Here is a 20,460-nt window from a genome sequence, read left to right on the forward strand (position 1 = left end):
GTTCCACGTAATGACTAGGCTTACTGATAGTCACAAGACTACTCGCTATTTAAGAGAGTCCTCGTGTCCGGAGATTCAGGGGGCTGCTCCACGTGTCGCGCCCCTGAGCCAGAACTGGCAGGCGACATCGAGCGCTGACGTAGTGAGCGCCGGCGGCATTCATTGGTCCTCTTCCTCGGTCGCCAGCTCCTTCGCTGCGCTGGCCAACTGCTCCCTGCCATCCCAAATCGCATAGACCTGCCCGACTTTGCAATCACCACGCTCATAGGCAAAGAACGGAGTCTCGATCTCTCTCGGGGCGGCTCGCCAAGAAGGCTCCTTTGCCGATGACGGTTCGTGACGTTCATACGATCGATAAGGAACCGAATTGCGCGTAAAGCGCTTGTGAATGTCCTCTTCTACAGCATGCTGGTTCGACAGCAGGTGCATTCCGTTACTGTCGGGATAGGCCACGCACGCCAGGCCATTGGATCGCGCGATGTGGATTGCCGTATCGAAGAACGCATCGACAATGGAGCGGATCGCGTGCGTCGTCCCCATCTCCCCAATCGGATTTAGCGCGCGAATCACCAGGCTGGGTGTCGTCCGGTCGATGCTGGGTATCACTTCCACGTAGAGCAGCGCCATCCCCGCCAAACGCTTGGAGGCCGGGTCAACCACGAGTAGATGCAGCTGACGCGCTTCGCACCACATAGCGGTGTTCGCCCGCGTGCAGAGACTGGCGGCTTCCTTTGCGAAAAATGCGGAGGGGGACTTCGAGATGATCGCAGTCAGCTCGGTGAAGCGCAGATCGCTGCCTTCATCCTTGAACTTGGCGCGTTCCCGCTTTACCCAGCGTACATAGACGGTCGCTACGCGCTCTCTTGTATGCAGAATGGCGCGCTTGAGCCAAGCCGCCTCTGACTCGTACTCTTGCCGGACAACCCCAAGCCTGCCCGCAAGGAGCGCGCAATCGCTTTGGTCAAAGCGCCTGACAAACTGATCAACCCCCGCGACCACAGCGTCGGGGAGTTGGGTGTCCACGTACTTGAGCAACGCATCGAGACGATCGGCAGCCGAAACGCTGTCCGGGTCAATTTTCAGCAGCGCATCGAACTCCCGGCGGCCCCACTGGTCGGCCACCGAGTCGCCGCGGGCCACTGCCATCAGCACACCAAGGTGCATCGAGAGCGAAGCGGGATCAGCCGCGTCACCTCTGGCGAGACGCCGAGGTTTCAGGTTGAGGCAAGCATCCGACATCTTGCCAAAATTCGACGGACGGAAGCGCTCGGCGCACTCTGCCGCGCGCACAAGCGAGAGCAGGTATTCACGGTTGATTGGCGCACCTACCATGCGCCACTTCGCATGGCGCCAGGTCATTGGAATGGGGGTACGCACTGGCAGCACATGCGCATCGGCCTCCCGACCGACGACAGCATGCCAACGTGATTGCACCACATCCACCGTTGTGCGATACACCAGCGCTGCGGCATCGGCTTCCAATGCAGTGAGCGTAGAAGCCGATGGGCCGCCGCCGGCGAGCAGTTCGTTCATGATCGGGGTAAGTCGGTCAAGCGCCTCGTCCAGCGCCGCATCCGATGTCCATAGGGCTTGCAGCAGCGTGGGAAGAACAATGCCGCCCGTGCGGGCCAGCAGTTTCGGAAGCAACGGGACAAGCGCAGCCCGGTGTCGCAGGCTGGCGGCGTCCCGAGCAGCGTGATATGCCTGTCGTTCACCTTCTTCGCCTTGGTACGGGAAGCGGCCGACCTCCGCGTCAATGCGACGGGAAACAGCGTGGGCTATGCATGACTGATTGCCGCCGAGCTGGCTGAAACTTCGGCGCGCAAATGCGTCATCGACCAACGCCTCATCGACGGCATCATGGCAGCCCCAATATCGATACCCCTCAATGCCCATCGCATCGTGGTAATACCAGTAACGAAGCGCCTTGAGCGTTCGCATTCCTCGCTTTTCGACGAGGTAGCACAACAACGAAGGGCCCAGAGGCGCTAACTTCGACGCCTGATGCAGTGAATCGAGCCCAGACATCGGAATCGCGCTCACCAGGTACTGGTATGAAGCGATGTACCCGCCCGCTCGTGCCTGCTCCAGCCACTCGACGACCAGTTGAACCGGAACGCCGCGTGCGCGATCTCCCACCACCGTCAACCATGCATCGAGATCCGAAGCACTGGACTCCCGAAAGAACGGCTGGAACGCAAGTATTTCCTCGGGTGTCCGATAGCCGTGCCGCTCCAGCAACATCAAGTATTCGCGCAAATCACCGCGAACCGTGAGGTAGCTCTCGCATGCCGCAAGCTGCTACAGGTTCAGCGCATAAGGCGCGCCAGCCAGCAACTCCAACTCCGTGGTGGGGGCGGGCCGATTTTCAATTTTGCCGACCCCCAACAGCATCGTCTGGCAAGCAGCGATGGCTGAAGATCCTGCGCCCATGCCGATCAACCAGCGCGTCAATTCCCATGAAGGTTCAGTGCTAGCGTCAAGCGTTTCCTTGAAAAGCCCGCTGTCCGCGCAGACATCGACATGCGCGCATTCGAGCAGGTATTTCCACCGTTCTGCGGGGGCCGTCCACAGGCGGTTCTGCACCTGATCAAAGACGGCGGCGATGTTGCCGACACCGGCCGACTGCAGGAACTCCAGATTGGCGCGCAACCGCTCCGGATGGAGTGCCCACAAACGGTCGTAGAAAACCTCCGACATGCGAGCACGATCCACCCCGTGAGGGGCCAAAAGTCGGATCGAGGCGCGCAATGCACGCTCGCGCGTAGGATCAAGTTCGGTTGGCCTATAGCGGTCGCGCCCGAGAAAGGAAACCCAGGCGAAATCTTTCGGCTCACGGACCACACCCTCTTCCACGTAGATCATCAGCAACCGGGCTTCACCGCGCGAAATAGACGTTCGGCAAACGTCCGCGATTCGGGCAATCTCGTTCAATCCGATCCGCGCCATCGCCTGCAGTGCGACGACGTCCATAATCCAGATCCGCTTCAGATCCGTAACCTCGCGCGCACCTTTCAAATGGCGCAACGCGAAATCGACCGACTCGCAGTAGTGAGTCCCCGGTAGCGTCCATTCCAGGAACTTCTTATAGATGTACTCCCGCCCTTCTGGCGTGCGAACCGAACGCAGCAGCTTGCGTGCGCGTTCCAGGTTGAAGCGTTCAGGCAGGAAGAGTTGTCCAAGCTGCCTCAAGCGGCTATACGTGCCAGGCAGCAGGGGCACCGTGGCGGGAACTCCCAATGCGCGCCGAACGTGGGGCTCCAATGACGGCGAAGTCTCCAATGCGTCGGATAGGTGATACGCCACATATTCGCGATACTTTCGAATCCTGGCCTTCTGCAGGCTCAAAGGATGAACGCCGTTCTCGGCGCCATATTCCGTTGCCCTGTTGGGGGAAGGCGACGAGTCGCATTTCGACAGTATGAAGTTACGAAAGGCGACGTACGAAGTGGCGTTTTGGGTCACTGGTCATCCTTTTGTCATTTTGGCGCGAATCGCCGAATCCTTGTCGAGATATCGGGAAAAATTGGTGTCAGCTTCAGGTTCCTGGAGAAGCTAGACCTTTGCATGAACGCCGCCGGCTGGTCATCGCCGGCAACGCACATTGCTGTCCTACGGTCACAGTGCTCGCTTGCGCTGGCGCTTGGTGATTTCGTCAAATGCGGCAAGTTTGGCTTCGTCCGACGAACCGAACCCCGCCTGCCTCCAGCTGACGGTTTCGTCCCGCATTGGAGCAACGGTATAGGACCAAGACCGCCCAGTGAATTCAACGATGACACGATGTCCATCGGCGTACAGCGTGGAACGGCCATCGGCCGTGCGCTTCCAGGCCCGCACCAGCCAGCGCGTGCGCTTCATCGACCTGTCCTCTTCAAATGAGGCGGTCCGTTTCTTCTGCTCCGCGATCGGACTTTGCAACGTCGCCGCGCATCGCACGTCGACCCGGATAGCTTCCTTCACGTTCGGGTGCCCTAATAGATGATAGGCACCGTGTCGAACGGCATTGCAAGCTGCGCATAAGAACTGTTCGCCCTTGCGCCCTTCTACTGCGATACGCGTCCATCCGTGTGACGGAAGATCCGGCCTAACCCATCGCCCGTTCTTCCAAATCGCTGGAGGTCGCGTCTGTTCAGCGCTGTGAAGCTTCATGGTGCTCTACTTGCCCCGTAACCGCCGCCGGCGTCCAGATCTTCCATAAACGCCGTGACGGCGGCCATTTCCTCTTCCGTCGCCAGCATCCCTTGATACAGTCCACCCATCTCGTTCACCATGTCTGGCGGCGGCATCCCCGAACTGGCAATGTCATTCAACGTCTTTCCGAGTTCTTCCGAACGCGAACGCATCTGCTTGAACTGGGATTCCAACGCTTTCATCCGCCGCTTGAGGGCAGTCGCATCGAGACTGGCGAGCTCGGGGTAGGCCGTGCGGTAGTCCATATATTTGTCGCCATAGACGGTGCGCCAGCGCAGGAAGCCCCACATCTGCCAGAGTTCGCGGCCGCTGGTTTGCTGCGGCAATTGTTCGGTATAGGTCGGATCTTTGAGGGCCTCGTCCTCCGTTTGCCCTTTGGCCTCACGTTGCCTTTTCAGGCGATCGTGCAGCTCCAGCATCGAGCACTCTTCTTGTGTCAGTGGAGGCGGCGGCGGCACACCGACTTTGGCTGTTAGCGCATTGATCTTGACCGGCGGCGGATTCTTCAGCGCGGCATCTTTCGCGGCCACCTTGTCGAGCGCGTTCTGCTGCTTTCGATACCAGACGTCGTTGTCGTCACCCACCGGCTTGAACCAGGCCCGTGAGTCGTGCACATAGCGTGAGAAAAAATGATCGGCCGCTTGTGGAACGTCGTTGTTATCCCACGCACTCTGTACGGCGCTCCAGCTGTCGAACTTGTTGCCCAGCGCCTGCTTTGCGCGTAGGAAAAGCGTCGCACCTTGCACTGCGCCAACGGCGGGAATATAGGCGATTGGACCCCCTGGCGCCTCCGGCACGGCGTTCTGAAAGGCCGAGCGACCGCCCGTGCCGCCGACTCCAGCAACCAGGGCGCCCAAACTGGTTACGCCAGCCTCTACCGTCCATTTCCCGCCCTCCATGAGCCAGCCTATGTAGTGGCCCTTGGCCCAACTCGGCACCAGGTTCTGGTAGCTCGAATAGCGCTTGACCCACTTCAGTTCTTCGGCCAACTCGGCGTCGGAGGTAAGCAGGTCAGTCTGGTCGGTCTTGGCGGCATGTTGCACGCTCGGCATGCTGGCCACCTTGCCGAGCCAGCGGTGGCGCCAGCGCAGAAAATAGCCGTAGTAGTGATGAATCAGGTCCGGCGTGGATGCCGCAGTGGTCTCGGCAGTCGCTGCGCGATAGGCGTTGAACGCCTTGATCAAGTCCGGATCGACCTTGAACTGGTCCTGCAATTCTCGCGGCGCGGCGGTGGGTTTCATCAACGGTACGCCGGAGATGACCGCCTCCCGATACATGTGCGACAGCGAAACCTGTGACAGCTTGGCGCTATCGTCCGGCGTCCAGTCGATGCGACGGCCGCGACCCTGCTCACCCGGCTCATAGCCACCACCCAAGTCGGAATGCACACCCGGGTAGACGAACTCTTCCACGTTGCTGCCAAAGGCGCTGTCCAACGGAAACGAGCCGCGGACCTCGTGGCCTGACACCAGGTGCACACAGCGCTTGACCAGGTCTGGGCCCGGTATGCGCATCCACCGCTTTTGGCCCCAAGCCCCGTGCCCGGACACCATGGTCTCGATCATGCTTTGCGCCATGCCGGCTGACACCACCGTATCAAACAGCCCTAGGAAATCGATCTGCACAGGAATGCCGCACAGGCTGAGTTTCTCGCCGTTGGCATCGCACGCGTCACGCAGCCAGTTGCAAAACACGCGCGCCTGCGCTGAGCCACGCGAAAAACCGAATACGTGCAAGCGGATGCGCTTGATGATGGGCTTGCGCTCTTTGGGCAGGTTGCCCAAAGCCTTGGCCAGAGCCGCCTTGCGCTCGTTGAGCACGCGACGCCTGCCCTTGGTGTTGACCTCGCGCCAGTTGGTGCGAGCGACCGAAGTGAGCGAGGCAAATGAACCCACGCCGGCGCGCAGGTCGCGGTCGAACTCGCCCTTGGCGCGATACTTGCCGTTCAGCTCACGTTCGATGGTGGCACTGCTGCCGAGGTTCGGCATCTGAATCTCGGGCGCGTTGATGTCGGCACTCATCTGTTTGACCAATTCGCGGTCGGCACTCCGCTCGGTCAAATTCTGATTGTGATAGTGGTAATGCAGGTGGTTATGTAACTGCAGCAGAGCCCAGTTGATACGACACTCACCGCCCCAGCCAGCCGCTGCACCGGCGACGGCATGGATGCCGATACCCAGGTCACCGACCTCCCTGTAGAACGGTGTGCCGACGCCTGCCGCATAGCTGCGGAACCGATACTGCTTCAGTTCGGTCTGCTTGGGCTCAACGTCGAAGAGATCAAACAATCGCGCAACATTGCTGTGCGCCTGTCGTGAGCGATCGTTGTCCCTGTTGTTCCGAGTGCCATCAAAGAAGAATCCGAAGTGCAATTCCTCCTCGCAGGGAGGCGGGTCCTTCAGGTTGATGACCTGCGTAGATCGCTTGCGCGACATTTCTTGCTGCGACAGTTCAAAGGGCTTGTCTGGGCACAGCGGTGCAAAGCTAACAGTTGTCATCGGCAAATCAAGGATGAACGCGGCGACGGAAGATCTGCTGCACCAGGGCTATTGGGCCTCTGCGGCGCTTGCTGCAGATGCGCGGTGATCTGGGCTGTAGCACAGATCCCGGTCTTTGGGATCTCTGCGCTTCAGGCAGGCTTGCTTTGGATCCTCAAGGTGGTATGGGTCGTTCGCTGCTCCCGGACCATACCGTGTCAGGTACAACTTGACCTCGTGGTTCGGATAGAACGCCACATAAAAGAATGAAGCATCTTCTGGCGGGTATTTCTCGATGGGTACTTCCTTCGTGTAAAGCGCGTTCTTGTCTTTTTCGTACAACTCGTCGTCGCTCCACTGAATTTTCACCTTGAAATTCGGATCCCATTGTCGTGGTACGTCGATGCTTGTCCGACCAGTCCCCGCGTCGCCCGAATTGGCAACCATGACGCCGGCATATCGGCCATCAACGGACACATACCCAATCGGAATATCGGTGTAGTTCAAAATCAAAACGTAGCCACCAAGCGTGTCATCTTCATCAGCTGCCGCAGCCTTCGGCGCTTCCGCTTTGCTGCAAGCGGCAAGGCCTAGCAGCGCTCCAGCTAGGACCACTGCACACAGTCGCTTCATCGTTTTTGCATTCATGCTGATCCAATCTCGGTAACACTGTTCAGACTCCGGCTTATGTGCCTTGCGCTTTCTGCTTCTGTAATGCTCGGTATTCCTCACGATACTCTGGGGCGTAGCATGTCTCCCGCTCCTGCGGGGCTTTCCGCTTCAGGCACGCATCTTTAGGATCTTCAGGGCTGTTTTCATCGCCTTTGTATCCAGGCCCCCCCTTGGTCAGATAGAGCTTGACCTCGTGGTTCGGATAGAACGCCACATAGAAATATGCACTCCCTGCCGGCGGATACTTCTCAATGGGCACTTCCTTTGTGTAGAGCGCCGTCTTGTCTTTCTCATACAACTCGTCGTCGCTCCATTTGACCGTCACCTTGAAGTTCGGGTCCCAATGTTTGGGCACGGAAGCGCTGCCGATCCATTTGGTTCCGCCACCGTGCGGCACCATCCCGCCGGCCCATTCCCCATTGACGTAGACCGACCCGATCGGAATGTCGGTGTAGTTGAGTACGCCGATGGCACCCCCCAGCGTTTCATCTTCCTCCACTGCCGCAGCCTTCGGCGCTTCCGCTTTGCTGCAGGCGGCAAGGCCTAGCAGCGCTCCTGCTAGGACCACAGCACAGAGTCGCTTCATCGTCTCTGCATTCATGCCAGTCCAACCTCAGTAGCCGCTCCCTGAACCACCGACAGATAGTCGTGCAATGCCTCGGGGCGACGTTGCGGATTACCTAACAGTGCCAGAAGTTGCGGCTCATGCAAGCCATCACCGCCGGTAGCGAGCGCGTAGGCGGCGAGCTGGACGGTGTCCGGTGTCGATTCAAGCGAATACTTCTTGGCCAGCGCACAGGCATGTGTGACCAAACGATAGATTTCCGCCTTGCTTGTATCAGGCATGCTGCCTGGCGCCTCCCTGGCCATGAAATCCAGGATGGCGTCCGGCATGGCGGCATCGACCATCCGATCGATGTCACTGTGCGGGAGCACCAGCTGCGCACTCGGGTAGGTAGACGGTTCGTCCTGTGTCGCGGAGAGCCATAGGGTCTCCAGATCTCCGGCCCGATCGATATAGCACCAGTGCAATAGGGGCGCGGTCAGTTGCGACCATGCCGCTGGGCTCACCGCGCCTGGCAATGCCGGTAGAACCCGCGTATCCGCGAACCGCAGCAGGTAGCGCGAGCCATCCTCTTCCACCACTGGCTGCAGGCACGGCTGCCACAAACGCACCAGATGTTCGGCCGGTTGCCATGAAGCCACGAAGCTGAGCATGGGGCGACCCTGGCAGTGCCTGCCCACCGCTTCTATCAAGCCGCGCAGGTCATTGCTGGTCCGGCGATCGAGCGGCAGAAGATAGGGGGAGGCGGGAAGCAGTTCGTGCAGGGCGCTTGTCGATCCGTACAGCGGATAGATTGGCACTGGTGCGACGAAGGGCTTGCGCCCATAGTCAAAGACCCCATCGACCAGGGCAAACCAGTGAGCGGCCGGCGCGGCGTCGATGGTCTGCACCAGGCCATCGAGCCAAACATTGGGGTCACGGGAATCAACAGCAAAGTACATGGCGACCTAGGAGTGTTGGAGTCATACGCGGGCGACTGGAGAGCCAGACGCGGCGGCCTTGAGTAAGCATTCAAGACACACGCTTTGCGGAAATGTCGGCAGCGGATACGATTGGTTAACCGGCCCATCAAAGGTGCGCTGCGCAGCCTTGTAGGTAATGGGCCCTGAGCACTCGACCGTGATGTTGCCGCCCTCCAGCGTGATAGCCGCACCGGCCGCCGTCGCCAGGCGAATACGCTTGGCCGCCGCAAAATCCACGTTCATGTTGGCCGACACCAGTTTCAGGTCGTCCTTGGCCATGAGCTTGAGCGTGTCGTGCTGGGCCTGGACGTCGATGTTGTCCTCGCCGGCTGTCAGTTGCAGGCCGAGGTCGTTGTCCCCCGCCTTGGACAAGCCCGCCGCCACGCCGATCGCATGACCAGCGTGCACACGCGCCTGTTTGCCGACGGCGATGTTGGTGTCCTGGCCGCTGCCCAGGGCGATGCTCTCGCCGTTGGCCAGCTGCAGATCCTGACCGGCCACCATGACCAGACCGGCGCGGCCGTTCGCGTGCACCATCGCCTCGCCCTGGTGCGGCACTTTGCCCTGCGTGTTGGTGTTGCCGGCACCGGCATCCTGTTTCGCTGCATCGAGCGCCTTGCCATCCACCATGCCGGCGGCTGCCTTCTCCTGCTTGGCCAGCGGCGCATTGTCGTCTTTCGCTGCGGAGAGGGCTGCCGTCTGGTGCGTGACGGCCTCTTGCCCCAACGTTTCAGTGAGTGCCTTGGCTTGTTTGATCAGCGCAATGCCAGCGGCGTTGTCCCCCGTCGGCACGGCCTTGCCGCTGGCCGCATCACGGTACGTAGTCAGCACCAGACCGGCCTGGCCGCGCACGGCGCCGTGGCCATCAGTCCGCAGCTCGAAGCCTTGGCCGCGGAAGCTGCCGCGCCGGTTGTCCTGCTGGTGCACCAGGTGCCCCAGGTTGAGCTGCGTGTACTGCTGCGTGGTGGCGAGCTGCGTGCGCAGCTGGCCGTCGCTGTCGTCAAAGACGAGCTGGTTATAGCCACTGCCGCCATGTTCGGCACTCTTGAAGCCGGTGTGGGCAGCGGCATTTCGGTGGCCATCCGCCTCCGCCCCCATGCCGTGCCAGGCCGGGCTGTGGCCGCCTGCGAGGTTGCCTTGTGCGCTGCCGGCGCCGTCGCTACCTTGCTTGTACAGGGCTGTCGCATCGCCTGCGCCGGCGGCGCCCTGTCCACCTGGTGTGGGTGCAATGCCGGCTTCGCCCTGGCCGTTATACAGCGCGCCGATGACGACCGGCTGATCAATGTCGTCTTCCTGGAATTTGACCAGAACTTCCTGACCGATCCGCGGCAGCCACTGCCATCCCATGCCGGCGCCCGACTGGCGCTGTGCCACGCGGACCCAGCGGCTACTGCGATCGTCGGCCCGCTCGCCGAGCTGCCAGGGGAAGCGCACGCGGATCTCGCCTGCAGGCGTGGCATGGTGCTCGCCGTCGCCACCGGCCTGCGTTTGGCCGTCCGGGCCAACCACGATGGCGCTGTGCACGCCCTGCGCGGTGGGCTCCGCGTACAGCCGGCCCGTGTCGGGATGCGTGACCTCAGGACGCCAGGGGCGCCGGGCATCGCCCGCGCGAAACAGACTGGCATAGCCATGCGCACGTGCAGCCGTGAGTAGTTCACGTGTGGGCGTGTTGCGCTTGATAGGCTCATCGTCGGCCATAAAGCCAAACGCGCCCGGGCCGGTTTCGGGCGCTGTCGGAGGCGTGTCGAATGCCAGTGCGGCATCGAGCCCGCCCAGGCGTGCCCCAAGCGCCGCATGCGTATCGGCGGTCAGGTTGTTGATACCGCAGTGTTCCACCAAGTCAATCAGCAGCGGATAGCCGCCCTCCGCGTCTTGCGGGAGGTGCGGGCATCCTACAACCAGCAGCCGCGTGCCGCTGCGCAGCGTGCGGACCGTGCCGCGCCCGGAAACCAGCAGCGCACGCGCCTCCAGGCTTTCCATCACCTGCACAGCGATGCGCTGTGCATTGGCTGAGTCTGGTGCAAGCGACGGACTGACCGACAGGTAGGCATCAGGGCTGCCGGCACTCGTTGCCAACCGTGCCGGCGCATGGGCCCGCACACTGTGCTTGCCCTCCGGGTCCCACGCGGCCACAGCGACGCCGGCCGCCGTTGTGCGGTTGTGGCACATCAGCTGTTGGATGGCGTCGCGCTCTTCCAGGCTGTGTGCGCGGTGGAAGCGGATGCCGCCATCTGCGGCGGATTCCGCGTCTTCGGCCAGCCGAGCGCTGTCGGCAAAGATCAGCAGCGAGTGACCGTTGGGCGCCTGCTCGTCTTCGATGGTGGTAAAGCCAAGCCCGGCCTCGGCCAACAAGCGCGTAACAAAGTGGTAGTCCGTCTCACGGAACTGGGCGAGATGGCTGCGGGTGCCGAACTCGGCCATGCGCGCTTCGGCGCCGACAGCGAAGTGCCACGAGGCGTAGGGCTCATAGGGCGACAGCACCTGCCCGAAGATGTCAGTCAGCGGCCGGTTCTGGAACACCTGGCTATGGCGCTGCTGAGTCGTGAGCCAGAACCACGGCACGACAGTCAGGCGGTAGCGCGTGAGGCTGCCGTCGGCGCCCAGCTTCTCTGCCAGGCGGATCAGCCCCGTGCGTTTGGCCTGCGTTCCATCGGCCAGCGTCGTGACCAGCGTGACGCGCTGGCCCAACAATGACTTGAGTGCGATGCGCGCATTGGCGCTGACGGCCACCACGCGCCACTCAAACAGCTCGGACAGCGCCTCGCGACCGAGCCAGGCTTCGACCGCAAGGTCTGCAAGCGCCCCGTCCCCCTCCAGCGTGTATAGGCGGCGTGTGGGTGCGAAGAGGTTCTGAAGAAGGGTCGTGGCGTCCATCAAGGGCATGTAAGTTGTTTCTAGACGCCCGACGCACTACAACAAGGCGGGCACATTATTCTAAATGCGCGTCCGACCCAAAACAGTAAATAATATCCGTCATCAGGTTAAGGAAACGAAATGATTCGATTTTCCGAATACAGATATTCGCACATCTAAAATCAGTCAGCATTGGAGGAAGCCGACTGCCGAAGTTGGCCGACGGCCGGTGGTACGCAAGCTCGCAACTGAACGTCGCGCCGCTTGACTATGCGCCGTGCTTACGAACACGTTGCCGAATGGCTTCGTCCCGCGCAGTCGCCGCATCCTCCCGCATTTGCCGGCGGATGCTTTTCACCCGGGACAGCGCGGCCATGCTCAGGAGAATCAGGCACGCCAGAATCGCAAGCGGTGTAGGAAAGACCCCGCCCAGCTTTCCGTGCAGGTCCATGACCGATGGCCAAATCTCTGCGCCAGGCACGTTGCCGGCCAAGGGGGCAAACGTTCTATTCATGTGCAGAAAATCCTTGTCGCCGGCCGGCGCAGCCAACGCAGCCACCGCCAAGGTGACCGCAGCGTATAACAGCAGTGCAGCGAACAGGTACAGAAAAGCAATAGACTTGGTTCGACTTTGTAGCATGATTATTCTCAAAACTCGTCAGGCGTTCACAAAATAGATGAAGCTATTTCATCATACAGGTCTGTGGCAAGCAATCAGCATTATCAAGTCGGCGCGGTTTATTCCCTTCAGTACCTCTGCATTGAACGGGGACAGCGGTCTGAATTGTTACGATTCGCGACCTGGTTACCGGCGCAACCAACACGAGGGGCATGAAGTCGTTCTTGTATTCGAGTGGATGGGCGCCCCTCCACAGCGCGGAGGCAATTCGCTGCCGTATCCGCCTGGCGTTCTGTTCGACATGCATCCATGGCGCATGTTTGTGTCAGCACCCCTGCATGACCGCAAGGTTTTGAGGGTGTCGCATTTACGGTTCAAGTCCACCGAAGCACGCAATCGTTTCTTCGGCGGGAGTGATGGACGGCGATGGCCTCGGCGGGTCCGGATGTTTTCGGGCACGCGCAGGCGAAGGTTAGAGTTCCTGAAGGAGCTGCGCGCTGTCTACCGTTCCAACAACTGTTGGGTTTCCATCCACTGAATGACGTGCGCGAACTGGAGTAGGGGTGCGCCCGCAGCCATTGATGGCATGTGGCGCCCAGCACGATCCGCGATGGTCTCCGGTGTGCGCAACATCACCTCCCATTCTGTGAACGTACGAGCAGAGTTGACCCAGCTAGTCAGCCCTGAACAATTCGTCTTTTCCGCTGCTCGGCCTCATACCATCGCCATAGCGGAGCCGCAACGGCTCAACAGGACAACAAGAACAAGGGCGTAAAGAAGCCGCAGCTCCCTGAGGATCATTCGCAGGTTGTGGCCAGCGCCGCACAGCACTGCGTGCATCGCGTCACCCAACGCGCCCTTGAGCCAATTCCGGTCGAGCTTGCCGTCCGCCTTCATATGCCCGATGGCCGGCTCGATCGCACTGCGCCGCCGGATCATCGCGCGCAAGCGGCGCGTGATGCCGCGCCGCAGACCCGGGTGGTAGATCTTCACGCCCTCGACCTCCACGCCCCGATAGCCGCGATCAACCACGGCCATCAGTGGCCTCACGCCGCTCAGAATCTCCGCCTGCTCCAGCGCCTCGGCCAGCGTGTGTCCGTCGTACGGATTGCCCGGCATCGAGCGCGCTCCCAGCACCAACCCTTCCTTGTGCGTGGTTGTGATCGACACCTTCACACCGAACTCGTACGGCTTGCGTGCCGTGCCCTTGGCCAGGCACTCGACTTCCGGTGCATGCAGCGCGTAGAGCTTGTGTTTGTCCTTCGGCTTCTGCGACAGAATCCGCTTGGCTCAGCCAATCAAGTCTTCCAGCGCTGTGCTGCTTTGCGTCGCCACTGAACCGAGCTGTCGTTCGACGTCGCGCATCACGCGACCCACCCGGGAGCGCAAGGTGCGCAGCGCGCGCCTCATGCGCTTGTACTGTTTGGCGTGCGCGTAGCGACCGATCTGGCCGGCCAAGCGCGACGCCTCTCGGGTGTAGTTCTGCCGCCGCCTTCACCAGATGCTCACGACAACGCTCCAACAGTCGCGAATCGGTTGGATGCGCGATCGCCTTCTCCATCACCGTCGTGTCGACGATCACGCGCTTGATGCTGGAGGGCTTGATCACGCCTGCGCGCTTGGCTGCCTCGATCGTCTCTGCCAGCAGGTCTTCCACGCCGGCTTCTCCCAAGCGCTTACGCCAGTGCGTCAGGCTCGACGGGTCTATGGGCAGTTCGTTCTGCAGGTACGTCTCGCCCGTGAACACCTGCCAATACGGGTTCCCGACCCACTCCCAGACGACCTCCTCATCAGACAGGTCGAAGGCGTGCTGCAAATACAGCAAGCCGGCAATCGGGCGTGGTGAGGTGGCCGGGCGGCCACGCTGGACATGAAGCTCTCGCTCATCGCTGCGGTGAGCCGCTCCCAGTCGATCAAGTCGGCCAAGCGCACCAGCGGGTGCTTCAGGTTGATCTGCTCGCGCAGCGGATGCCGGAACAAATCTGCCTCGCTGACTGGTGCCTTCGGACCCATCCAAACCTCGTCGACATTTGCAGGATTGCCGCTTCAATATGCTTGATTCCTGCAATTGCGGCAACGTCCTTGGAGCCGCAAAGCCTTGTCCTGCAAGGACTGGGAGAATTGTTCAGGGCCGACCAGCTAGCGGTGCAAGTCAACAACCGCCGCTATCCGAGCAATGTTCGTAGGTTGTCACGAACGAGGTTGGCCACATCGCGTGCAGGTAGCCGCCGCAACCGCCCCAATTCCTCGACGACGCTTGCTACATCGCTCGGCTGTGAAGGTCTGTCGCCGGTGCGAGTGAAAGGCCCATCGGTTTCCGTCAGCATCCGATCCAGGGGAATCGCCTGCACCATCGGTGCGTGCCTGTCATTGCCCAGCATTCCCGCGTTGATTGAGAAGTAGCAGCCCAACTCCAACGCGCGCTCCGCCTCCCTCTTTGTTCCCGTGAACCAGTGGAGAACGATTTTTCCTCGATCGGGCGGTAGGTTCATTTCGACGAGATCGAGTACTGCCTTGGCCGATCTGATGCTGTGGACGGTAATGATCTTGTCGCCGGCCCGCGCACAACCCTCCAACACGTGCTGAAACACTCGCTTCTGTGCATCGAGCGACCTGAAGAACCTGGGGCCGGCGTCCAATCCCACTTCGCCAACATAGCGCGTCTCCGCAAGATGCCGATCCCACAGCTCGATCTCGCTTTCACGCTCCGCCACAAGTTGAGGGTGGAGCCCCAGCGCTGCTCGAACATGCTTGGTACGCTGCGCGAGTTCGTGATTACGGGGCCACGCGCGAGGTGTCGTCGTCACGGCCAATGTGAACACGCCAGACGCCTCCGCATCTTGGACTGCCGCTGCGTGGTCCGGGTAGAGATCAAGATGGCAGTGGAAGTCCACGAGGCCCGCAGTAGCGATCATGCTCGTACCCTCATCAACTTGGTCTCGCCTCAGCACCGTCGATGAGCCGTGCGACTTCGCCCAGGCCGCGCCGGTAGACGTCGGCAAGCTGGTCCAAGTGTGCGGTTTCATCCGCAAGCGAGCCGGGCTTGTGGATTAATAGGTTCGCGAGCTGGGGCCTGCCCTTCAGGCGCTCGATTGCGTACTGGAACGACCTCACCTGCACCCCTGTCGCCTGGCGGGTGTCCAACGGCTGCGCATGGAGATCTGGCACCGTGTACGTCGTCGGGTCGTTCCCAGTACCCCATGCTGCCGTCAACGCTGCGCGACGGATAAGACATGGCAGGCAATAACCACATTGCTCAATACCATGTCCTAGCCATCTGGCCTTGGCGGGGGAAGAACACGACAACGAATCCGCCACCAGCTTCTTCAAAAGGTCCGGGTTGCGACAGGCTTTGGCCATCTCGCCCTTCGTTTTGTCCCAGTAAGGGTTTCGGATCTCGCCGTCTATGCCGAGTGCGGCAAGCAGGTCGTTCCACCTCGCCATGTAATATGGATGCGTGGTGCGGGTGCTGTTTGCTCCCAACCGCAAAGGGTCCAAAGGCACATTCAGCGCGATGAGCCCATTTTCGGGGACACGCAGGACGAAACGTCGCCCCAGCCCGCTGCCCGCGAACACCCCCAGAGCGAAGAAAAGGAACGACCTTCCGCGTGTGCTGCTCTCACTGCGGACGCCTTCCACAAGGCCATCCATGAACGTCATGCCGACTCGCAAACGTTCGAAAGATGACTTGGCGTAGTACTCCTTCAAACCTACGAACAGCTTCCTTTGGGCATCGCTCGTTGCGCCTTCGCCGAAATGGCTGACCAGCAGAGGTGTGGCGCCGTCCTCCAGCAAATCGATCGCCCCGATCATGCTGTCCAGTCCACCTGAGAACAGGCTGATGGAATCAAAGGGCGAAGCAATCAGACTCGGAGGCGCCGGTTGGGTGATGTCCGCAAACCGCCCCGGACGTGCTCTAAACCCGATCATCCAGCGATCGCCCGTCAGGAAATCCAGAGATTTCTTGAGAGCCGGTGCTGCAGCAGCCCAGCGCGATGGATCGCTTACCGGCACAACGAGCCGTATTTCACGTGTCCACGAGTCTTGCGATTGCTCGGCGCGAGAGATGCGCGTGTCCGCCGCATGGACATGGGCGGCAAGGACCAGCAGGTCAATGCCAATCTCCGAGGGAAACACACCGACCTTCTCTAAGCTAGTCAGTGCATGGCCGATGCCATGATCCAGAGACTTCTCTCCGGCGACGAGTTGTAGGTAGGTCCTTTGCTCATCGGCGCCCGCCGTCACATCGACGCTGTCATCAGGACCGAAGCGGCCTGCCAAGAGTTGGCGCTTCATTGGTCGGCCTCCGCATCGCCCAGTGTTTTTAAGATTGCAAACGCAGACTCGTACAACGCATCGACGAACCCCTGAATCCGCTCGGGCGTGAGATTCGGAGTTTCCGCACGAGCCCGCGTCAACGCGTCGCTCACCCCGCCACGGATAAAGTCGCGCAACTGTTGTTCGACACGGTACGCAGCTTGTGTGTCCGCAGGCATGGTGACCGCCTTTGTTCCAATGTCGTTGCAGATGCGCGCTTCTATCGCGTGGGTAGCGTACAACTCAAAGACTGTCTGCATCTGGTCGGGCGTGAAGGTGGTCAGATCGGTAAGTCCTTCGCTTGCCAGTTCAACGATGGTTTCAATGTACGCCTCGCGGGCGATGCCTTCATCGACGGTGCCCGCGCCTGGGCAGACATAGTCGGCTAGGCCAACGAAGATTTCCGTGAGCGGTCGCCCGGCCAACGACTCCAGGTCCAGCGCACGTAGCGCCTCGCGCACACCTCTTGCTTGTGCATCGGCCAGAAAGCCAAGCAGCCGTGCACCCGCTCCGCGCGAGGCGCCCATACGTTGGGCAGCTTGGCGCGCCCCGCCAGCCGATGTTGAGACGTATCTTGAGACTGCCCGGCCCAGATTGGCGCGGTCGCTGCCGCCAGAACCGGCAAATCGCGTGAAACTATTGCGAGCACCGGAAAAACGCTGCGGGTCTGCAGTCTTGGGGATGGGTGGCCGGTCCGGGGGCGCCGGCGGCACATTGCCGTCCGCCGGCGGTTGGCCGTTCGGGCCGGCGCCATCGCCAGGCGGGGCTGCAGGTGCGCCCGCGCCATCGGCGTCACCCAACCATGAAGGAACAAGCGGTGTCCCTCCCCCAGGGCCGCCGTAAGCCGTCGAGGTTCCCATCAACGTCCTCCCTTCAAATCCTTGAGTGCCGCTTCGGCGCTGGCCTTGAGGCCGGGGTTATTGGTAACCTTGCTCCAGTCTCCCAGCAGCTGCGTTAGACGAGCAGCGTATTCGCTGTCCTTGATGACGCCTTGCCAGCCGCTGACAGCCCAAGGCCCACACTTGATATTTGGCAGTGCCTCTAGGAAATCCATCAGCCGGCTTTGGAGCCCCGGTTGCGCCTTCACCAGGACGGCGAGGCCATCGATACCTGCGGGCCGGGTATCAAAGACGCCCGTGCTCATAATTTTGCTGCGCACGGCCTCGAACACCTTCTCGGCTTCGGGCTGCACGAGCTGCTTTAACTCGGCTTCGTAGCCCTGGACGGTCATCTTGCCGCCGAATAGTTTCTCGACCACGCCAGCTAGGTGGCCGAGTACCGACACCGGACCGAAGTAGTCTTTTTTGTCCTTGGTGACGAACAAATAGGGGCGTAGATCGAGTCCTGACAGCTTTGGCGAAAGGTTCGCCCAGTCGCGCACCGTCTCCGACGATTTCCACTCGTTCAACACGGCGTTGTCGGAGGCGGGTACCGCTTCCGCGACCTTTTGCCCCTTCGACTCGCCATCCTTTCCGTCAACCGGCACCAGGCTCTTCTCCAGCGTTTCGAGGTCCTCACTCAGCCCTCGCGGATGGACCGCTGCGCCGAACGCGATCTGCTCGAACAACCTTGGGATGAATCGTTCTGCGAGCATCAACTTCGCGAGCACGGGTAGCTTGATGTCGTCGCCAAAACCGCGTGCTGTCGCAGTGCGCTCGCGCAACAACAGCGTATTGAGGAAGCGCTTGATTTGGCGCGGGTTGCCTTTTGCGCCGCTCGCGAGGATGGGTCCGATCTGATCGCTGAGTGCTAGCGCATTGTTTGCCTTCTCGGCCTGTTGGCCAAGCGCGGTCTTGACCGTCGCGGCATCCAGGCCGCCACTGGTCCACGGCCGTTTCAGCTTCTCTCGCGCTACAGCAATCAGCTTCCCATAGTTCTCTTCGCCCTCGCCGACTTCGGCGCCAGCGAGCAGCAACGTCACGTAGATCCGTGTCTCGGTTTCGCCCAGGGCCGGGATGCGGAACGGAACCTGTATAAGTTTTTCGAGGTAGTTGCGGGCATAGTCTCGCGGGCCGGTGCTGTCGGGGAGGTCTGGGAAGTGCTTGCGCACCGCGTATTCGATCATTGCCTCGTCGGCCGCGACGACGAAGGCCGTACGCGCGGTGAATACAAAAAGCCGGATTGCTTCAAGGGTTTCAATGGCGGTATCTGGCAAGCATCGATCGAGGTCATCGATCAGGACAACGAGTTGTTTGATGCCAGCGTCTTTCAGGAGCTCGTCGAATGCCTTGCGGAAGGCCTCCACTTCCTCCGGCACATTCTTGGACTCGCCCGGCTTCAGCAGGGCCTTCGCCTCATCGATGGCTGTGGAGAGGTTCTCTTTCGTGACGAGCTGGGCTGGGTCAGCCACTAGCGCTTCGAGGGAGCCGACGACTGCTCCGATTTGCTCGGGCGTCGGAATGCCGGCGAATGCGGTCAAGGCTAAGCCCCCGGCCCGTTTAGCGACCTTCAGCCAGTCGATGCGACTGAAGACATCCTTGACGGCCACTGCTGCCTTTTTTAGCGCCGGACGTTTTTCGATCAAGCCTGTGACTATGCCCTCGATCAAGGCGATTTTCGCGTCCTCGAAACCTTGAAAGCGCCATCCGTTGAACTTGAGGCACAGGACATCGTTCTGATCGGCAAAACCAGCGTCGATCATTTCGAGCACGCTGGACTTTCCGGCGCCCCAATCGCCATGCACGCCGATTGTCACCGGATGTTCGGGCTTCGCGCGAAGTAACCCGATGATCGTGGTGGCAATAGCCTCGTTGTTTAGCAGATCGACTTTGGTTTCGTTATCGGTCAGGATCATTGGTCTTTCTCCCCCATTTATTCGCCGACGCCAACTGAATTACTCCTCCGGAGGAGAAGTGTGGCCGTACCGGCCCACGCGGCGGCAAAGTTGGATGTCGTCCAGATTATTTTCGGTCATCCTCGTTAAGAACCGCACATGGGCGGCGGCCCAGCACTCGATCGATGGTGAATTTTCCGTTGATGCTGCCATCAATACGCAGCTAGCCACCCGCCTCGCCGGTGTGGCGCTGATGTGTTGGCCTACCTTGCCGCTCCCGATAAGCGCGCGACTTTGCCGAAGGTGGCCAACTTAGCGTCTGGCAAGCTGGCAAGCTGGTCTTCGACCAACTCGCCGGCTCGCCTTTGACCGTCTCAATGTTGTAACCCCACGAGCGGCCCGTGAAGTACACCAGGATGCGGAAATCGCCCGCATAGAGCGTCGATGCCCCATCAGCTCTGCGTCTCCAGGCGCGAGCCAACCAAAGCTCGCGCTTCGCAGCCCGATCAGGCGCCGGAGCCGCCACTTGCTTCGGCAGCTTCGCGACATGCGGTGCCGACCTGACCCAGCTGCCGCTGTGCCAAATCATGGGGGGCATAGCTTTCTCTCCCAAAGCGTTTTCCTCCGCGGCTAACGGGCTATCGCACCCTGCTGTGATGAAAGTACAGATAGCCGAGGCCGATCGGGGCGATGAAAATCGCCAGGCTCCAGCACAGCGCCATCGTGACCAACTTCCACCACAGGGCAATGAAGGCATTGACGAACAACACGTTCGAGCCCATCAAGAAGCCGATTACACCCTCGTAGACGAAGCGCGCGTAGGGGTAGAGAACGGTATTGAGGATCGCGATGAGCACGAGCGTGAAGGGGAACGCGTGCTGCCCCGACGATGGCTTCGCGTGCGACAACATCCAGAAGATGAAGACGGGAAAGATCAGGCCGAATACAAAATGCCGGAAGTAGTACGGGCGGGACAACCCGCCGAAGGTTTTACTCAAAACTTGTTGCACGCGCGCTCCTTGTGCGTGAAG

General features: G+C 60.8%; 14 protein-coding genes and 1 pseudogene. All 15 read right to left on the reverse strand.

The annotated features are described in order from the left end of the window. Positions 1 to 159 precede the first annotated feature (159 nt). Positions 160 to 2,247: a hypothetical protein gene (locus tag R2N16_RS22910; RefSeq protein ID WP_316668918.1), complete on the reverse strand. Its 2,088-nt coding sequence runs from the start codon at positions 2,245 to 2,247 to the stop codon at positions 160 to 162. A 54-nt stretch (positions 2,248 to 2,301) separates the two neighbouring features. Then, on the reverse strand, positions 2,302 to 3,465 hold the full coding sequence (locus R2N16_RS22915; RefSeq protein ID WP_316668920.1) for a hypothetical protein: 1,164 nt from the start codon (positions 3,463 to 3,465) through the stop codon (positions 2,302 to 2,304). Between the two features lie 153 nt (positions 3,466 to 3,618). Then, the gene (locus R2N16_RS22920) at positions 3,619 to 3,960 is read right to left on the reverse strand and encodes a hypothetical protein (RefSeq protein ID WP_316668922.1); all 342 of its coding nucleotides are present in this window, start codon (positions 3,958 to 3,960) and stop codon (positions 3,619 to 3,621) included. A 185-nt stretch (positions 3,961 to 4,145) separates the two neighbouring features. Next, positions 4,146 to 6,689: a T6SS phospholipase effector Tle1-like catalytic domain-containing protein gene (locus R2N16_RS22925; protein ID WP_316668924.1), complete on the reverse strand. Its 2,544-nt coding sequence runs from the start codon at positions 6,687 to 6,689 to the stop codon at positions 4,146 to 4,148. 48 nt (positions 6,690 to 6,737) lie between these two features. Further along, entirely contained in the window at positions 6,738 to 7,316 is a 579-nt protein-coding gene (locus R2N16_RS22930; RefSeq protein ID WP_316668926.1) for a DUF3304 domain-containing protein, read from the reverse strand. 37 nt (positions 7,317 to 7,353) lie between these two features. Further along, positions 7,354 to 7,941, reverse strand: coding sequence for a DUF3304 domain-containing protein (locus R2N16_RS22935; protein WP_316668928.1), 588 nt, complete (start codon positions 7,939 to 7,941; stop codon positions 7,354 to 7,356). Beyond that, positions 7,938 to 8,846 (reverse strand): DUF4123 domain-containing protein, encoded by a 909-nt coding sequence (locus tag R2N16_RS22940; protein WP_428984156.1) that lies wholly within the window; start codon positions 8,844 to 8,846, stop codon positions 7,938 to 7,940. The genes R2N16_RS22935 and R2N16_RS22940 overlap by 4 nt, the downstream gene beginning before the upstream one ends. 21 nt (positions 8,847 to 8,867) lie before the next feature. Continuing rightward, positions 8,868 to 11,741 carry a type VI secretion system Vgr family protein gene (locus tag R2N16_RS22945; protein ID WP_316669010.1) on the reverse strand — a complete coding sequence of 958 codons (2,874 nt, stop codon included), beginning with the start codon at positions 11,739 to 11,741 and terminating at the stop codon, positions 8,868 to 8,870. 247 nt (positions 11,742 to 11,988) lie between these two features. After that, positions 11,989 to 12,360, reverse strand: a complete 372-nt coding sequence (locus R2N16_RS22950; RefSeq protein WP_316668930.1) for a hypothetical protein — start codon at positions 12,358 to 12,360, stop codon at positions 11,989 to 11,991. Positions 12,361 to 13,053: 693 nt separating this feature from the next. After that, a pseudogene (locus R2N16_RS22955) lies at positions 13,054 to 14,352 on the reverse strand (IS5 family transposase). Positions 14,353 to 14,504: 152 nt separating this feature from the next. Beyond that, a complete protein-coding gene (gene qatD / locus R2N16_RS22960) occupies positions 14,505 to 15,254 on the reverse strand; it encodes a Qat anti-phage system TatD family nuclease QatD (RefSeq protein ID WP_316668932.1) in 750 nt (249 codons plus the stop codon). 13 nt (positions 15,255 to 15,267) lie between these two features. Then, positions 15,268 to 16,635 (reverse strand): Qat anti-phage system QueC-like protein QatC, encoded by a 1,368-nt coding sequence (gene qatC / locus R2N16_RS22965; RefSeq protein ID WP_316668934.1) that lies wholly within the window; start codon positions 16,633 to 16,635, stop codon positions 15,268 to 15,270. Beyond that, positions 16,632 to 17,516, reverse strand: coding sequence for a Qat anti-phage system associated protein QatB (qatB, locus tag R2N16_RS22970; RefSeq protein WP_316668936.1), 885 nt, complete (start codon positions 17,514 to 17,516; stop codon positions 16,632 to 16,634). Before qatB ends, qatC begins: the two co-directional genes overlap by 4 nt. Continuing rightward, positions 17,516 to 19,450: a Qat anti-phage system ATPase QatA gene (gene qatA, locus R2N16_RS22975; RefSeq protein WP_316668938.1), complete on the reverse strand. Its 1,935-nt coding sequence runs from the start codon at positions 19,448 to 19,450 to the stop codon at positions 17,516 to 17,518. The genes qatB and qatA overlap by 1 nt, the downstream gene beginning before the upstream one ends. A 617-nt stretch (positions 19,451 to 20,067) precedes the next feature. Beyond that, on the reverse strand, positions 20,068 to 20,439 hold the full coding sequence (locus R2N16_RS22980) for a hypothetical protein (RefSeq protein ID WP_316668940.1): 372 nt from the start codon (positions 20,437 to 20,439) through the stop codon (positions 20,068 to 20,070). Positions 20,440 to 20,460: the final 21 nt, after the last annotated feature.

The sequence above is a fragment of the Ralstonia psammae genome (assembly GCF_958405935.1).
Taxonomy (GTDB): domain Bacteria; phylum Pseudomonadota; class Gammaproteobacteria; order Burkholderiales; family Burkholderiaceae; genus Ralstonia; species Ralstonia psammae.

What these genes read in the sequence shown, in the direction of transcription:
- R2N16_RS22935 (WP_316668928.1), bottom strand. Translation starts at nt 7,941, where the DNA reads ATGAATGCAGAGACGATGAAGCGACTCTGTGCTGTGGTCCTAGCAGGA.
- R2N16_RS22945 (WP_316669010.1), bottom strand. Translation starts at nt 11,741, where the DNA reads ATGGACGCCACGACCCTTCTTCAGAACCTCTTCGCACCCACACGCCGC.
- qatC (WP_316668934.1), bottom strand. Translation starts at nt 16,635, where the DNA reads ATGAAGCGCCAACTCTTGGCAGGCCGCTTCGGTCCTGATGACAGCGTC.
- qatD (WP_316668932.1), bottom strand. Translation starts at nt 15,254, where the DNA reads ATGATCGCTACTGCGGGCCTCGTGGACTTCCACTGCCATCTTGATCTC.
- qatA (WP_316668938.1), bottom strand. Translation starts at nt 19,450, where the DNA reads ATGATCCTGACCGATAACGAAACCAAAGTCGATCTGCTAAACAACGAG.
- R2N16_RS22925 (WP_316668924.1), bottom strand. Translation starts at nt 6,689, where the DNA reads ATGACAACTGTTAGCTTTGCACCGCTGTGCCCAGACAAGCCCTTTGAA.
- R2N16_RS22930 (WP_316668926.1), bottom strand. Translation starts at nt 7,316, where the DNA reads ATGAATGCAAAAACGATGAAGCGACTGTGTGCAGTGGTCCTAGCTGGA.
- R2N16_RS22940 (WP_428984156.1), bottom strand. Translation starts at nt 8,846, where the DNA reads ATGTACTTTGCTGTTGATTCCCGTGACCCCAATGTTTGGCTCGATGGC.
- R2N16_RS22950 (WP_316668930.1), bottom strand. Translation starts at nt 12,360, where the DNA reads ATGCTACAAAGTCGAACCAAGTCTATTGCTTTTCTGTACCTGTTCGCT.
- qatB (WP_316668936.1), bottom strand. Translation starts at nt 17,516, where the DNA reads ATGGGAACCTCGACGGCTTACGGCGGCCCTGGGGGAGGGACACCGCTT.